At 71.7% G+C, this 15,671-nt stretch carries 11 protein-coding genes; 8 read left to right on the top strand and 3 right to left on the bottom strand.

From position 1 onward, the window contains the following. Positions 1–320: 320 nt before the first annotated feature. From ACWDAS_RS14630 to ACWDAS_RS14620, 3 genes are all read right to left on the bottom strand, one after another. Positions 321–746: a nuclear transport factor 2 family protein gene (locus ACWDAS_RS14630; protein WP_450389824.1), complete on the bottom strand. Its 426-nt coding sequence runs from the start codon at positions 744–746 to the stop codon at positions 321–323. Between the two features lie 110 nt (positions 747–856). Beyond that, positions 857–1,651 (bottom strand): oxidoreductase, encoded by a 795-nt coding sequence (locus tag ACWDAS_RS14625; RefSeq protein ID WP_450389822.1) that lies wholly within the window; start codon positions 1,649–1,651, stop codon positions 857–859. Between the two features lie 169 nt (positions 1,652–1,820). Continuing rightward, on the bottom strand, positions 1,821–2,621 hold the full coding sequence (locus ACWDAS_RS14620; RefSeq protein ID WP_450389820.1) for an alpha/beta fold hydrolase: 801 nt from the start codon (positions 2,619–2,621) through the stop codon (positions 1,821–1,823). A 258-nt stretch (positions 2,622–2,879) separates the two neighbouring features. On the opposite strand from ACWDAS_RS14620, the gene ACWDAS_RS14615 reads away from it, so the two are divergent. The 8 genes from ACWDAS_RS14615 to ACWDAS_RS14580 all read left to right on the top strand — a co-directional run bounded on the left by ACWDAS_RS14615 (position 2,880) and on the right by ACWDAS_RS14580 (position 15,656). After that, complete coding sequence (locus tag ACWDAS_RS14615) at positions 2,880–4,061, top strand: ROK family protein (RefSeq protein WP_450389818.1); 1,182 nt, start codon at positions 2,880–2,882, stop codon at positions 4,059–4,061. 303 nt (positions 4,062–4,364) lie between these two features. Continuing rightward, entirely contained in the window at positions 4,365–5,546 is a 1,182-nt protein-coding gene (locus tag ACWDAS_RS14610; RefSeq protein ID WP_450389815.1) for an ROK family protein, read from the top strand. Positions 5,547–5,645: 99 nt separating this feature from the next. Continuing rightward, positions 5,646–7,187, top strand: a complete 1,542-nt coding sequence (locus ACWDAS_RS14605; protein ID WP_450389813.1) for a sugar ABC transporter ATP-binding protein — start codon at positions 5,646–5,648, stop codon at positions 7,185–7,187. Continuing rightward, positions 7,187–8,221 carry an ABC transporter permease gene (locus ACWDAS_RS14600; RefSeq protein WP_450389810.1) on the top strand — a complete coding sequence of 345 codons (1,035 nt, stop codon included), beginning with the start codon at positions 7,187–7,189 and terminating at the stop codon, positions 8,219–8,221. The genes ACWDAS_RS14605 and ACWDAS_RS14600 overlap by 1 nt, the downstream gene beginning before the upstream one ends. Before the next feature lie 79 nt (positions 8,222–8,300). Beyond that, positions 8,301–9,347, top strand: a complete 1,047-nt coding sequence (locus ACWDAS_RS14595; protein ID WP_450389808.1) for a substrate-binding domain-containing protein — start codon at positions 8,301–8,303, stop codon at positions 9,345–9,347. A 48-nt stretch (positions 9,348–9,395) separates the two neighbouring features. Further along, positions 9,396–10,610 carry a Gfo/Idh/MocA family protein gene (locus ACWDAS_RS14590; RefSeq protein WP_450389805.1) on the top strand — a complete coding sequence of 405 codons (1,215 nt, stop codon included), beginning with the start codon at positions 9,396–9,398 and terminating at the stop codon, positions 10,608–10,610. A gap of 28 nt (positions 10,611–10,638) precedes the next feature. Beyond that, positions 10,639–11,643, top strand: coding sequence for a sugar phosphate isomerase/epimerase family protein (locus ACWDAS_RS14585; protein WP_450389802.1), 1,005 nt, complete (start codon positions 10,639–10,641; stop codon positions 11,641–11,643). Positions 11,644–11,939: 296 nt separating this feature from the next. After that, positions 11,940–15,656 (top strand): ThuA domain-containing protein, encoded by a 3,717-nt coding sequence (locus ACWDAS_RS14580; RefSeq protein WP_450389799.1) that lies wholly within the window; start codon positions 11,940–11,942, stop codon positions 15,654–15,656. Positions 15,657–15,671 lie beyond the last annotated feature (15 nt).

The following is a 15,671-nucleotide window of genomic DNA, read 5'->3' as shown; positions in this document are numbered from 1 at the left end:
GCGGGGCGGGGCCGCCGGGCGACGCGGCCCGGCGGCCCACCGAGGCGGCGCCGATGACCGCCGCGTCCCGGGGGTACGCGGCGGTACGGACATCGGGGAGGGAGGACGGCCCCCGCGGTGTCGCGCACGCCCCGGACGAAGGAGCCGGAGATCACTTCCCAGGCACCCGTGACGGAGCCCCCCACCACCAGGACGGACGGGCGGGAAGCGGGTGATCCACGGGCCGAGGGCGCGGCCGAGGGCCGCGAAGGGCGCGTCGAGTACGGCCCGGGCGTCGGCCCGGCCCGTCGTACAGGGCGGGCCGACGCGGCGAACCCGCCTCAGGTCCGGGGGCCGGTGCCGTTGATCGCGGAGGTGATGGGCCGGTCCTCCACGTAGGCGTCGAACCCGACGATCCTGCCCTCCTCGACGGTGAAGACGTGCACGATCGCGGAGTCGAAGGGCTGTCCGGTGTCGCGCCCGGTGCCCCGGGTGCGGCCCACCGCGACGACCTGTCCGCCGGCCTCGAAGAGCCGCTCGATCTCGATGCGGCTCTCGATCAGGTCGAAGGTCTTCTTGAAGAACGCGGCGAACCCGGCGAGCCCGGAGTACGTGCCGCCGTAGGGCAGTGTCTCGGTCACCCGGATCCGGATCTCGGGCGAGGTGATGGCCTCGAGCGTGTCGCGGTCGGAGCGCAGCATGGCGTCGTACATCGCCTCGGCGACCTCGCGGGGGGCCGAGGTCCCGGTGCCGGGTGTCTCGGGCATGGCGATCTCCTGAGGTGATTCAAAATTCAACGGTCGGGGAGGTTGTCGGATCGTAGGCGAGCATATGGGGAGCGCGGGCCCCTTCACCGGGCTGTGCTGCGAGGTGGGGATCAGAGTGTCTTGATCAGGCCGCCGTCGATGGTGAAGTCGGCGCCCGTGACGTTGCCCGTCCGGTCGCTGGCGAGCATGAGGATCAGGTCCGCGACCTCCTCGGGGGTGGTGATGCGCCCCGTGGCGAAGCCGCCCAGGCCCGCGACGAGCTCCTCGACGGCGCTGTCGAGGTCCTTGCCCATGGCCTTCGCGACACGGTCGGCCATGCCGTTCTCACCGGTCCAGATGTCGGTGGACACCGGGCCCGGGGCGATCGAGTTCACGCGCACCCCGAGCGGGCCGACCTCCTTGGACAGGGCCTTGGAGAAGTTGGTCAGAGCCGCCTTGGAGGCGGTGTAGTCGATGACGCCCGGGTCGGGCAGGAAGGCGTTCACCGAGCTGACCGTCACGATGGCGCCACGGGCGGTCAGCAGCTCCGGCAGGGCGGCCCGGCATGCCCGCACCGCGCTCATGAGGTTGAGGTTCATGGTCGCGAGCCAGTCCTCGTCGGTGACCGAGAGGAAGCCGCCCAGTCGCGGCTGGACGGCGCCGACGTTGTTGACCAGCACGTCGATACGGCCGAACCGCTCCACGGCGGTCGCGACCAGCCGCTCGACCCCGGCGGGGGTCGCCAGGTCGCCCGCCACCGGCACGACCTCGTACGAGGAGGCGAGCTCCTCCAGGCCCGCGCCGGGATTGCGGGCGCCCGCCACCACCCGCGCGCCCTCCTCGGCGAAGGCGCGGACGGCGGCGAGCCCGATGCCCCGGCTGGCTCCGGTGACGACGACGGTCTTGTCCTTGAGGTGCAGGTCCATGGCGCTTCTTTCTGGATTGATTGATACAGATCCCGGGCCGGGGTGTGGCCTCGCGCTCCGGGTGGTGGTTGAAGGCTAAACCGATCTGGAATGTTCAATCAAGTACATTCGGCCCTTGCGCGATGTGATCCACGCCTGCTCTCAGCATGGTGATCCGCGGTCCGCGCGGTCAGTCGAGCGCGTCGAGGAAGCCGGTCAGCACATGGCGCAACGCGTCGGGCCGCTCCAGGTGGAGGTCGTGGCCCGTACCGGGAACGCCGACGGCCACCGCCCGCGGCTGCCGCCGGCACATCTCCTGGGCCTCCTCCGGACCGATGAACCCCTTCTCGGCGAGGACGACCAGCGTGGGGCACCGCAGCGCGTCCCACTCCTTCCAGAAGGAACGCTCCGCGTTCTCCCGGAGGGACGCGACCATGACGTCGCGGTCGAAGCGCGGCCACCAGCCGTCGTCGCGCCGCTTCAGGCCTTCGGCCCAGCCCTGCCCGACCGGGCCGCCGCCGAGGAACACGGCGGCGGCTTCGGGCGACGCGAACGGCACCGGCCAGGAGTCCAGCCACGCCCCGATGTCCGCCGGCACTCCCGGGTTCGGGCCGCCGGGCCCCGCCTCCACCAGCACAAGGGCACGGACCCGCTCCGGGTGGGCCGCTGCGGTCAGCATCGCGGTGTGTCCGCCGAGCGACTGGCCCACCAGGATCACCGGCCCGGTGCCGAGCCGGTCGATGACGGCCGCGGCGTCGGCGACGCAGGCCGCGCGGGAGACGTCCCGCGGGTGACGCTCGGACGCGCCGTGCCCCCGCTGGTCCACCGCGACCACGCGATTGCGGCGCCTCAACCACTGTGCCGTGGCGTCCCATTCGCCGGCATGGCCGGCCAGTCCGTGCAGCAGGACCGCGGACGGTCCCGGACCGCCCCAGTCCCGGCACTCCAGCCGTACGCCGTCGCGGACCACCCGCAGCCGGGACCATGTCATCGCGAACCCCCTCCCCGGGCACGGAGCGCCGTGCCGTCTCCCGTCGCCCCGCACCATGCCGGAAAACGGCGAACGCCCGCAAACAGCGGGACTTCGCCGCCGTCGGGGAACGGCCCGCGCGGTCCGCGCGGCAGACGCTTCCTGGCCGCTGACCCCGGTGATACGGTCCGGACCAGTCGTGGCCCCGTCCCGAAGGCGACGAGGCGCACGAGGCGCACCTGATGGACACCGGCAGGGGAGTGGCCCGGCGTGAGACGTATGACGGCACGTCCGGCGAACGCGCATCAGGCGCGGCTGCTGCGGCTGCTGCGTGACATGGGCCCGCAGTCGCGGGCCGTGCTGGGGGACCAGGTCGAACTGTCCCGGTCGAAGCTGGCGGTCGAGGTCGACCGCCTGCTGGAGACCGGTCTCGTGGTCGCGGACGGGCTCGCCGCCTCACGCGGCGGACGGCCCTCCCACAACGTGCGCCTCGCGCCTTCGCTGCGCTTCCTCGGTGTGGACATCGGCGCCACCTCGGTCGATGTCGCCGTCACCAACGCCGAGTTGGAGGTGCTCGGCCATCTTGCCGAGCCGTTCGACGTACGCGAGGGCCCGGTCGCGGTGTTCGAGCAGGTGCTGGCGATGGCGGCCAAGCTGCGGGACGCCGGAGCCGCCGAGAGCTTCGACGGCGCCGGGATCGGCGTGCCGGGACCGGTGCGCTTCCCGGACGGCGTGCCGGTCGCGCCGCCGATCATGCCGGGCTGGGACGGCTTCCCGGTGCGCGAGGTCATGAGCCAGGAACTGGGCTGCCCGGTCCTGGTGGACAACGACGTGAACCTGATGGCGCTGGGCGAGCAGCACGCCGGCGTCGCCCGCTCGGTGCGCGACTTCCTCTTCGTGAAGATCGGGACCGGTATCGGCTGCGGCATCGTCGTGGGCGGGCAGGTCCACCGCGGGGTCACCGGCAGCGCGGGGGACATCGGGCACATCCAGGTGGTGCCGGGCGGCCTGCCGTGCGCCTGCGGCAACCACGGCTGCCTGGAGGCATACTTCGGCGGGAGCGCGCTCGTTCGGGACGCGACCGCGACCGCCGGTACCGGGGGATCTGCGGCGCTGGCCGCGCGGCTGGCGTCGGCGGGGGTCCTGACCTCCGCCGACGTGGCGGCGGCCGCGGCGGGAGGTGACAGCGCCGCCCTCGACCTCATCCGGCAGGGCGGCAACCGCACCGGCCAGGTCATCGCCGGGCTGGTCAGTTTCTTCAACCCCGGCCTCGTCGTGATCGGCGGCGGGCTCACCGGCCTGGGGCACACGCTGCTGGCGAGCATCCGCAGCCAGGTGTACGGCCAGTCCCTGCCGCTGGCGACCGGCAACCTGCCGATCGTCCTGAGCGAACTCGGCCCGACCGCCGGCGTGATCGGCGCCACCCGTCTGATCAGCGACCACGTCTTCTCGCCGGTGTGACCCCCGGACCCACCCCCAGTCTTGCGCCGCCCGCGCGGGCCGTGCCGTAGCCGGGCCTGTCCGGCGTGCCTGCGGCACCGGCATCGCCGGACCCATGTCGCGCGTCGGTGCGCCGAGTTGGCGCCACGACAAGACTTTGTCCTGGAACCGGAAAAAGACCTTCCTGATTCCTGCGCAACTTCTTCCCCCTCCGGGCGGGCGCTGCTACTTTCCCATCGAAAGCCTGACGGAGCGGGGCCGGCCGATGCCGGTCCGGGCATCCCCATGCCGAGGGCCGGGGGAGGTGAGGGGCACGTGAGACGTATGACAGCACGACCCGCCAACGCGCACCAGGCGCGGCTTCTGCGGCTGCTCCGTGACGGCGGACCCAACTCCCGTGCCCAGATGGGGGACCAGATCGACCTCTCGCGCTCCAAGCTCGCCGTCGAGGTCGACCGGCTGCTGGAGACGGGACTGGTGGTCGCGGACGGGCTCGCGGCCTCGCGCGGCGGCCGGCGTTCGCACAACATCCGGCTCGCCCCGAGCCTGCGCTTCCTCGGCGTCGACATCGGCGCCACCTCGGTCGACGTCGCGGTCACCAACGCCGAGTTGGAGGTGCTGGGCCACCTCAACCACCCGATGGACGTGCGTGAGGGACCGGTCGCCGTCTTCGAGCGGATCCTGGAGATGGCCGCCAAACTCAGGGCCGCCGGCCTCGCCGAGGGCTTCGACGGGGCGGGCATCGGCGTGCCGGGGCCCGTGCGCTTCCCCGAGGGCGTGCCGGTGGCGCCGCCGATCATGCCGGGCTGGGACGGCTTCCCGGTCCGCGAGGCGCTCAGCCAGGAACTGGGCTGCCCCGTCATGGTCGACAACGACGTGAACCTGATGGCCATGGGGGAGCAGCACGCCGGGGTCGCCCGCTCCGTCGGCGACTTCCTCTGCGTCAAGATCGGTACGGGCATCGGCTGCGGCATCGTCGTCGGCGGTGAGGTGCACCGCGGTGTGACGGGCAGCGCCGGCGACATCGGCCACATCCGGGTCGAGGCCGACGGACGCGCCTGCGCCTGCGGCAACACGGGCTGCCTGGAGGCCCACTTCAGCGGCGCCGCGCTCGCCCTCGACGCCCTGGAGGCCGCCAGGTCCGGACGGTCACCCGCGCTCGCGGCCCGGCTGGAGGCGGCCGGGCAGCTGTCCGCCGTGGACGTCGCCGCGGCGGCCGCGGTCGGTGACGCGCCCGCGCTGGAACTCATCCGAGAGGGCGGCAACCGCGTCGGGCAGGTCATCGCCGGACTCGTCAGCTTCTTCAACCCCGCGCTCGTCGTGATCGGCGGTGGCGTCACCGGTCTCGGCCACACCCTGCTCGCCAGCATCCGCAGCCAGGTCTACCGCCAGTCGCTGCCGCTGGCGACCGGCAACCTGCCGATCGTCCTGGGTGAACTGGGCCCCACCGCCGGGGTGATCGGCGCGGCCCGGCTCATCAGCGACCACGTGTTCTCCCCGGCCTGACCCCCCACCGGCCAAGCGCACCACGGCACCACGGCACCACCGGCTCCACCGGCACGCTCCGCACGCGCACGTGTACCCGCACCCGCCGAGGGGATCGTCATGGCACCAGAACCACCGGCACCGCCGCCCCCGACCGCCGTCCCACTGCTCACGATGTCCGGCATCACCAAGTCCTTCCCCGGCGTCCGCGCCCTCGACGGCGTCGACCTGGACGTCCAGGCCGGTGAGGTCCACTGCCTCCTCGGCCAGAACGGCGCGGGGAAGTCCACCCTCATCAAGGTGCTCGCCGGGGCACACCAGCCCGACGACGGGGAGATCACCTGGCGCGGGGAACCGGTTTCGCTGAGGTCGCCGATCGCCGCGATGCGACTCGGCATCGCCACCATCTACCAGGAACTCGACCTGGTCGAGGGGCTGTCCGTCGCCGAGAACGTCTTCCTCGGCCACGAACCGACCACCGCGGGATTCGTCGTGCGCGGTCGCGACGCCCGCCGCGGGGCGGCCGTCCTGCTGCGCCGCCTCGGCCATCCCGAGATCGATCCCGCCCGCGCGGTCGGCGACCTGTCGGCGGCCCAGCAGCAGATCGTGTCGATGGCCCGGGCGCTCTCGCACGACGTGCGTCTCATCGTGATGGACGAGCCGTCCGCAGCGCTGGACCCGGAGGAGACCGACAACCTGCTCCGCATCGTCGGGCAGCTCACCGCCGAGGGCGTCGCGGTCGTCTACATCTCCCACCGGCTGGAGGAGATCCGCCGTGTCGGCGACCGCGTCACCGTCCTCAAGGACGGCCGTGCGATCGCCGGCGGACTGCCCGCCAAGTCCATGCCCACGCGGGACATCGTCGCGCTCATGACGGGCCGTGACGTGGAGTACGTCTTCCCCGAGCGCCCCGCCGCCCCTCCCGCCGGCGCCCCCGTCCTGCGCGTCGAAGGACTCGCCCGCGACGGCGAGTTCGCTCCCGTCGACCTCGAGGTGCGGCCGGGTGAGATCGTCGGACTCGCCGGCCTGGTCGGCTCCGGGCGCTCGGAGATCCTGGAGACCCTCTACGGCGCCAGGAAGCCCACCGCGGGCCGGGTCAGCGTCGACGGGCGCCCGCTCAAGCCCGGCAGCGTCCGTTCGGCCGTCCGCGCGGGGCTGGGTCTGGCGCCCGAGGAGCGCAAGGCCCAGGCCCTGCTGATGCTGGAGTCCGTCACACGCAACGTGTCGGTGTCCACGCTCTCCCGGTTCTCCCGGGGCGGATGGCTGGACCGCAGGGAGGAGCGCCGGGCCGCGCGGGAGTCCACGCGGGCCCTGTCACTGCGTCCCGACAACCCCGACGCACAGGTCCGCACCCTGTCCGGCGGCAACCAGCAGAAGGCCGTCCTCGCCCGCTGGCTGCTGCGCGGCTGCCGGGTGCTGCTGCTAGACGAGCCGACCCGGGGCGTCGACGTGGGCGCCCGCGCCGAGTTGTACGCGGTCATCCGCCGGCTCGCCGACGACGGGCTCGCCGTTCTCCTCGTCTCCAGCGAGGTCCCCGAGGTGCTGGGGCTCGCGGACCGGGTGCTGGTGCTCCGCGAGGGCCGCGTCGTGCACACGGCGCCTGCCGCGGAGCTGGACGAACACCGCGTACTCGACCTTGTCATGGAAGGGAGCCCGAGCTGATGACGCAGCCCGCTTCCGAGGCCCCGCAGGCACCGACGCCGCCCGCGGACGCGTCTCCCGTCACGAAGGGCGGCCGGCGTCCGGCGGTGGGGCTCCGCGCCGACGTCCGCAATCTGTCCCTGCTCGGCGTCCTCGCCGCCCTGATCGTCGTCGGCGGCATCACGCAGCCCGACACGTTCCTGGCCGTCTCCAACCTCCAACTGGTGCTCACCCAGGCCTCCGTCATCGGTGTCGTCACCGTCGGCATGACCTTCGTCATCACCAGCGGGGGCATCGACCTGTCCGTCGGCGCGATCGTCGCGCTGGCCTCGGTGTGGGCGACGACCGTCGCCACCCAGGAGTACGGATTCGCCGGAATCCTTTTCACCGCGATCCTCGTGGGCCTGGGCTGCGGGCTGGTCAACGGGGTGCTCATCGCCTACGGCGGCATGGTGCCGTTCATCGCGACCCTCGCCATGCTCGCCTCGGCCCGCGGGCTCGCCCTCCAGATCACCGACGGCAAGACGCAGATCGTCACCGTGACGTCGGTGCTCGACCTCGGTGTCCCCGACGCCTACGTCCTCGGCATCCCGCCGCTGGTCCTGGTCTTCGCCGCGGTCACCGTCATCGGCTGGCTGGTGCTCAACCGCACCACCTTCGGGCGCCGCACCGTCGCCGTCGGCGGCAACGCCGAGGCGGCCCGCCTGGCCGGCATCGACGTACGGCGCCAGCGGCTCTACCTCTACCTGCTGTCCGGACTGTGCTGCGGCATCGCGGCCTTCCTGCTGGTGATCCTGGCCGGCTCCGGCCAGAACACCAACGGCAACCTGTACGAACTCGACGCCATCGCCGCCGCGATCATCGGTGGCACGCTGCTCAGCGGCGGCCGCGGCACCATCGTCGGCTCCGTCCTGGGCGTCCTCGTCTTCACCACCATCACCAACATCTTCGCCCTCAACAACCTGGAGAGCGCCGTCCAGCAGATCGCCAAGGGAGCGATCATCGTGGCCGCCGTCCTGGTCCAGCGCAGCACCGTGCGCAACGGCGAGAACTGACGCGGTTCGATCGCCTCCCCGCTCCGCCCCGACAACCCGCACGCGCCCCGCACGCCCCATCCCGGAGGGTTTCACAGCCATGCCACGAATCCCGGTCACCAGCCGCAGAGGACTGCTCTTCGGCGCCGCCGCCGTCTCCGCCGGAGCGGCCCTCACCGCCTGCACCAGCAACGAGCCGAAGAAGGCCGACACGGCCGCCACCAAGGCGCCGGCGGCCGACGACAAGCCCGGTACGCCGGTCACCATCGGCTTCGCCGGTCCCCAGGCCGACCACGGCTGGCTCAACGCCATCAACCAGAACGCCAAGGACCGCGCGGCGAAGTACTCCGACGTGACGCTGGAGATCACCGAGGGCTCCAACGACACCGCCGCCCAGATCGGCCAGATCCAGACGTTGATCAACAAGAAGGTCGACATCCTGGTGATCCTGCCGGCCGACGGCAAGGCCCTCACCCAGATCGGCCTGCAGGCCATGAAGGCAGGCATCCCGGTGATCAACCTCGACCGGATCTTCGCCTCACCGCAGGCGTACCGCTGCTGGATCGGCGGCGACAACTACGGCATGGGCCTCAACGCCGGCCGCTACATCGGCGAGCAGCTCAAGGACAAGCCCGACGCGAAGGTCATCGAACTGGCCGGGATCGACAACCTGGAGCTGACCCGCCAGCGCACCCAGGGCTTCGACGACGCCCTCAAGAACTACCCCAACATCAAGAAGGTGGCGCGGCAGGCGGCCGAGTTCACCGTCGAGACCGGCCAGGCCAAGATGGCGCAACTGCTGCAGGCGCAGCCGAAGTTCGACGCGTTGTGGAACCACGACGACGACCAGGGCGTCGGGGCCCTGCGCGCGATCGCCCAGGCCGGCCGCGACGACTTCCTCATGGTCGGCGGTGCCGGTTCGAAGTCGGCGATGGACGCGATCAAGGCCGACAACGGAGTGCTGAAGGCGACGGTCCTCTACCCGCCGACCATGGCCGCCTCCGCCATCGACCTGGCCCGCGCCCTGGGCCAGAAGAAGGGCGTCAGCGGGATGTCGGAGCTGGAGATCCCCGCGTCGATCACCCTCTACTCGGCCGTCGTCACCAAGGAGAACGTCGACGAGTACCTGCCGACGGGCTTCATCTGACCGTTCCGCCCGCCCGTCCGAACCGAGCAACCGACGAGGAGCAACGGCATGGCTGATATGGCCGGTAAGGAAGACAGCGACGCGGGGGCCGCTTTGCCGGCGCTCGGCATCGGCATGGTCGGCTACGCCTTCATGGGCGCCACGCACTCCCAGGCGTGGCGCACCGTGGGCCGCGTCTTCGAGCTGCCGATGCGGCCCGTCCTCGCCGCGATCGGCGGCCGGGACGCGGCCGCCGTCCGGGCCGCGGCCGCCCGGCACGGCTGGGCGGCCGCGGAGACGGACTGGCGGGCCCTGGTCGACCGGGACGACGTCCACCTCGTGGACGTGTGCACCCCCGGGGACAGCCACGCCCAGATCGCCATCGCGGCGCTCGATGCGGGCAAACACGTCCTGTGCGAGAAGCCGCTGGCCAATTCGGTCGCCGAGGCCGAGGCCATGGCCGCGGCGGCCGAGCGGGCGGCCGAGCGCGGCCAGGTGGCCATGGTCGGCTTCAACTACCGGCGGGTGCCCGCTGTCGCGTACGCCCGCCGGCTGATCGCCGACGGAAGGCTCGGCACGATCCGGCACGTCCGGGTCACGTATCTGCAGGACTGGCTCGTCGACCCGGACTTCCCGCTCACATGGCGGCTGGAGCGCGAGTACGCGGGCTCCGGCGCACTCGGGGACCTCGGCGCGCACGCCGTGGACCTCGCGCAGTACCTGGCGGGGGAGCCGCTGGTGGGCGTCTCGGCGCTCACCGAGACCTTCGTCCGGGAGCGGCCCCTGCTGGCCGGCGCCTCGGCGGGGCTCTCGGGTTCGGGCGGCGCGGAGCGGGGGCCGGTCACGGTCGACGACGCGGCGCTGTTCACCGGACGGCTGGCCTCGGGCGCGCTCGCCTCGTTCGAGGCCACCCGGATGGCTTCGGGGCGCAAGAACGCCCTGCGGCTGGAGATCAACGGCGAGCGCGGCTCGCTCGCCTTCGACCTGGAGCGGCTGAACGAGCTGGCGTTCCACGACCACACCGAGCCCGCCTCCTCGGCCGGCTTCCGGCGGATCCTGGTGACCGAGCCGGGCCATCCGTACCTGGAGGCGTGGTGGCCGCCCGGCCACGCCCTCGGCTACGAGCACACCTTCACCCACCAGGCGCGCGACCTGGTGCTCGGCATCGCGGCGGGGACCACTCCGGCGCCGTCGTTCGCGGACGGCCTGCAGGTGCAGCGCGTCCTGGCCGCCGTGGAGGAGAGTGCCGAGAAGAACGCCGTCTTCACCCCCGTGCCCGCCTGACCACGCCCGTTCCGAGGAGGTCCTCGCCGTGCCACGACCTTTCACCCTCTTCACCGGCCAGTGGGCCGACCTTCCCCTGGAGGAGGTCTGCCGCCTCGCCCGCGACTTCGGTTACGACGGGCTCGAACTCGCCTGCTGGGGCGATCACTTCGAGGTCGACAAGGCCCTCGCCGACCCCGCGTACCTGGACGGGCGGCGGGCGCTGCTGGACAAGTACGGCCTGAAATGCTGGGCGGTCTCCAACCATCTCGTGGGGCAGGCCGTCTGCGACGACCCGATCGACGAGCGCCACAAGGGGATCCTGCCCGCCCGGATCTGGGGCGACGGGGAGCCCGAGGGCGTCCGGCAGCGGGCCGCGCGCGAGCTGGCCGACACCGCCCGTGCCGCGGCGGCCTTCGGGGTCCGGACCGTCATCGGCTTCACCGGTTCGTCGATCTGGCACCTGGTCGCGATGTTCCCGCCGGTGCCGGAGCGGATGATCGAGCGCGGCTACGAGGACTTCGCCGAGCGCTGGAACCCGATCCTGGACGTCTTCGACGCCGAAGGGGTCCGCTTCGCCCACGAGGTCCACCCGGCCGAGATCGCCTACGACTACTGGACCACGCACCGCGCGCTGGCGGCGGTCGGCCACCGGCCGGCGTTCGGGCTGAACTTCGACCCGAGCCACTTCGTGTGGCAGGACCTCGACCCGGTCGGGTTCCTCTGGGACTTCAAGGACCGCATCTACCACGTCGACTGCAAGGAGGCCCGCAAGCGCCTCGACGGGCGCAACGGCCGCATGGGCTCGCACCTGCCGTGGGGCGACCCGCGGCGCGGCTGGGACTTCGTGTCCGCCGGGCACGGCGACGTGCCGTGGGAGGACGTGTTCCGGATGCTGCGTTCGATCGGATACGACGGCCCGATCTCGGTCGAGTGGGAGGACGCCGGGATGGACCGCCTCGCCGGTGCCCCGGAAGCGCTCTCTCTTTTGAAGCGGTACGACTTCGATCCGCCGACGGCGTCCTTCGACGCGGCGTTCGGAGGCAACGACTAGAGCGTTCCCGCAGGCCACAGCCCGCAGCCGGCAGCCCGGCGGCCACCGCCGCCGGGCCTGTCGGCGTGCCCGGACACGGCTTTGTCCTGACCCTGGAGAAAGTTCAACTTATCTCCCGCGCAAGGGCTTTCGGTCCCGGACGAACCCGGCTACCGTCCCTGAGGTGTACAGGACACGGACCTGAAACAAGAGGCCGGTCCTGACGCGTGACCCGACCAGCGTGACGGCGCACGCCGGTCCCCGGATCTTCCGCACGGCAGCTGCATCCGCCCGTACGACCTTCCCGGAGGACACACGTGCACAGAAAACGGCCCGGAGCATCCCGCAGCCGGTTCCGGCAGGGACTGGCGCTCCTCACCGGCGGCCTTCTCGCCGCGACCTCCCTCGTCCTCTCCGCCCCCTCAGGCGCCGCGGCACGACCGCTCGACGCGGAACCCGCCGCCGCGGCGGCGGAGTTCCAGCAGGTCACCCTCGCCAAGGGGGAGCCCGAGACGGGCGAGCCCATGTCCCTGGCGGTCCTGCCCGACCGCAGCGTGCTGCACACCTCGCGCGACGGCGAGCTGCGCAGGACCGACGCCGCCGGCAAGACCACGGTGATCGGAACCGTCCCCGTCTACACGCACGACGAGGAGGGCCTCCAGGGCGTCGGCATCGACCCCGACTTCAACGAGAACCGCGCGATCTTCCTCTACTACGCGCCCCCGCTCGACACCCCCGCGGGCGACGCCCCCGACCAGGGGACCGCCGCCGACTTCGCCAAGTTCGACGGCGTCAACCGGCTCTCGCGCTTCACGCTCAAGGCCGACTGGACCCTCGACAACGCCAGCGAGAAGAAGGTCCTCGACGTCGCCACCACCCGCGGCATCTGCTGCCACGTCGGCGGTGACATCGACTTCGACGCCCAGGGCAACCTGTACCTGTCGACCGGCGACGACTCCAACCCCTTCGCCTCCGACGGCTACGCGCCCATCGACGACCGGCCGGGCCGCAACCCCGCCTACGACGCCCGCCGCACCTCCGGCAACACCAACGACCTGCGCGGCAAGCTCCTGCGGATCAAGGTAGCCGACGACGGCTCGTACACCATCCCCGAGGGCAACCTCTTCGCCCCGGGCACGGACAAGACCCGGCCCGAGATCTACGCCATGGGCTTCCGCAACCCGTTCCGCTTCAGCGTCGACAAGAAGACCGGCATCGCCTACGTCGGCGACTACGGGCCCGACGCCGGCGCGGCCGACCCCGAGCGCGGCCCCGGCGGCCAGGTCGAGTTCGCCCGCGTCACCAAGGCCGGCAACTTCGGCTGGCCCTTCTGCACCGGCGACAACGACCCGTACGTCGACTACGACTTCGCGACCGGGCAGTCCGGCGAGACCTTCGACTGCGCCGCACCGAAGAACGACTCGCCGTACAACACCGGCCTGACCGACCTGCCGCCCGCCCAGGCGGCGTGGATCCCCTACGACGGCGGCTCCGTACCCGAGTTCGGCACCGGCTCCGAGTCCCCGATGGGCGGCCCGGTCTACCGGTACGACCCCCAGCTGGACTCCCCGGTGAAGTTCCCCGAGGCCTACGACGGCGATTTCTTCGCCGGTGAGTTCGGGCGCCGCTGGATCAAGCGCATCGAGCAGGACGACAACGGCACCGTCCAGTCCATCAACGACGTTCCCTGGACGGGGACGCAGATCATGGACATGGCCTTCGGCCCGGACGGCGCGCTGTACGTCCTCGACTACGGCACCGCCTGGTTCGGCGGCGACGAGCACTCCGCCCTCTACCGGATCGAGAACGCCACCGACGGCCGCTCCCCGAGCGCCGAGGCGTCCGCGAACAAGACCTCGGGCACCGCGCCGCTGAAGGTCACCTTCTCCTCGGCCGGCACCACCGACCCCGACGGCGACACGCTCGCCTACAGCTGGGACTTCGGCGACGGCGGCACCTCCACCGCGGCCGACCCCGCGCACACCTACCGCACGAACGGCACCTACACCGCGACCCTCACCGTGAAGGACCCGACCGGGCGCACCGCGTCCGCGAGCGTCCAGGTGGTCGTCGGCAACACCGCGCCCAAGGTGACCCTCGACCTGCCCGCCGAGGGCGCCCTGTTCAGCTTCGGCGACGAGATCCCGTTCAAGGTGACCGTCACCGATCCCGAGGACGGGACCGTCGACTGCTCCAAGGTCAAGGTCACCTACATCCTCGGCCACGACAGCCACGGCCACCCCGTGACCTCCGCCAACGGCTGCACCGGCACCATCAAGACCTCAGCCGACGGCGGCCACGACCCCAACGCCAACATCTTCGGTGTCTTCGACGCCGAGTACACCGACGGCGGGGGCGGCGGCCAGGCGGCACTCACCGCCCACGACCAGGCGCAGCTCCAGCCGCGCCTGCGGCAGGCCGAGCACTTCACCGCCTCGTCCGGCGTCGACCTCTTCGACAAGGCCGAGGCCCACGGCGGCCGCACCGTCGGCAACATCGACGACAGTGACTGGATCTCCTTCAAGCCGTACAACCTCGCCGGCTCCGTCCGGCTGACCGCCCGGGTCTCCTCCGGCGGCTCCGGCGGCTTCCTCGAGGTGCGCACCGGCTCGGCGACCGGCCCGATCCTCGGCTCGGCACCCGTGCCCGTGACCGGCAGCTGGGAGACCTTCCAGGAGGTCGACGTGCCGCTGCGCGCCGTGCCGAAGAAGACCACCGAGCTGTTCCTGGTCTTCAAGGGCGGCTCCGGGGCGCTCTACGACGTCGACGACTTCGAGCTCTCCAACGTCCCGGCCGACCGCGCCGCCAAGCGCGTCCTGGTCTTCTCCAGGACCGCCGGGTTCCGCCACGACTCCATCCCCACCGGCGTCGCCGCGCTGAAGGAGCTCGGCGCCACCGCCAACATCGCCGTCGACGCGACGGAGGAGCCGAAGCAGTTCACCAGCAACAACCTGGCGCGCTACGACGCGGTGGTGTTCCTGTCGACCACCGGGGACGTCCTCAACGCCGAGCAGCAGCAGGCGTTCGAGAACTACGTCAAGGGCGGGGGCGGCTACATGGGCGTCCACGCCGCCGCCGACACCGAGTACGACTGGCCCTTCTACGGCGGCCTGGTCGGCGCCTACTTCCAGTCGCACCCGCAGATCCAGAAGGCCACCGTCCGCGTCGAGGACCACGACCACCCCGCCACCTCACACCTCGACGAGGGCGGCTGGGAGCGCACCGACGAGTGGTACAACTACCGCACCAACCCGCGCGGCCAGGCCCACGTCCTCGCCACCCTGGACGAGACCACCTACCAGGGCGGCACGATGAAGGGCGACCACCCGATCGCCTGGTGCCAGACCTACGAGTCCGGCCGCTCCTTCTACACCGGTGGCGGCCACACCAAGGAGTCGTACGCCGAGCCGGCCTTCCGCCAGCACCTCCTGGGCGGACTGCGCTACGCGGCAGGACAGCTCAAGGCCGACTGCAAGCCGCAGACGGGCTACCGCGACCTGTTCAACGGGCACACCCTGGAGGGCTGGAAGCAGGCGGGCCCCGGCAAGTTCAACGTCGTCGACGGTGAACTGCGGACCGAGGGCGGAATGGGCCTGCTGTGGTACCAGGCCAAGCAGTTCGGCGCGTACTCGCTGAAGCTCGACTGGAAGATGGACGGCGACGACAACTCCGGTGTCTTCGTGGGCTTCCCCGCCTCCGACGACCCCTGGTCCGCGGTGGACAACGGCTACGAGGTGCAGATCGACGCCTCCGACGCCCCCGACCGCACCACCGGCTCCGTCTACAGCTTCAAGTCGGCCAACCTCAAGGCCCGCGACCAGGTCCTGCGGCCCCCGGGCCAGTGGAACAGCTACGAGATCAAGGTCCAGGGTGAGCGGCTCCAGGTCTTCCTCAACGGAGTCAAGATCAACGACTTCACCAACACCGACCCGGTCCGCAGCCTGAAGGACGGCTACATCGGCCTGCAGAACCACGGGGCCGACGACCAGGTGTCCTTCCGCAACATCCAGATCAAGGAACTGCCCTCCTCGTAGGGCAGTCCCTGCCGG

The organism is Streptomyces sp. NPDC001070 (genome assembly GCF_053598835.1).
Note: the sequence above shows the minus strand (reverse complement) of the source record. Positions and strands in the feature narration are given on the sequence as shown.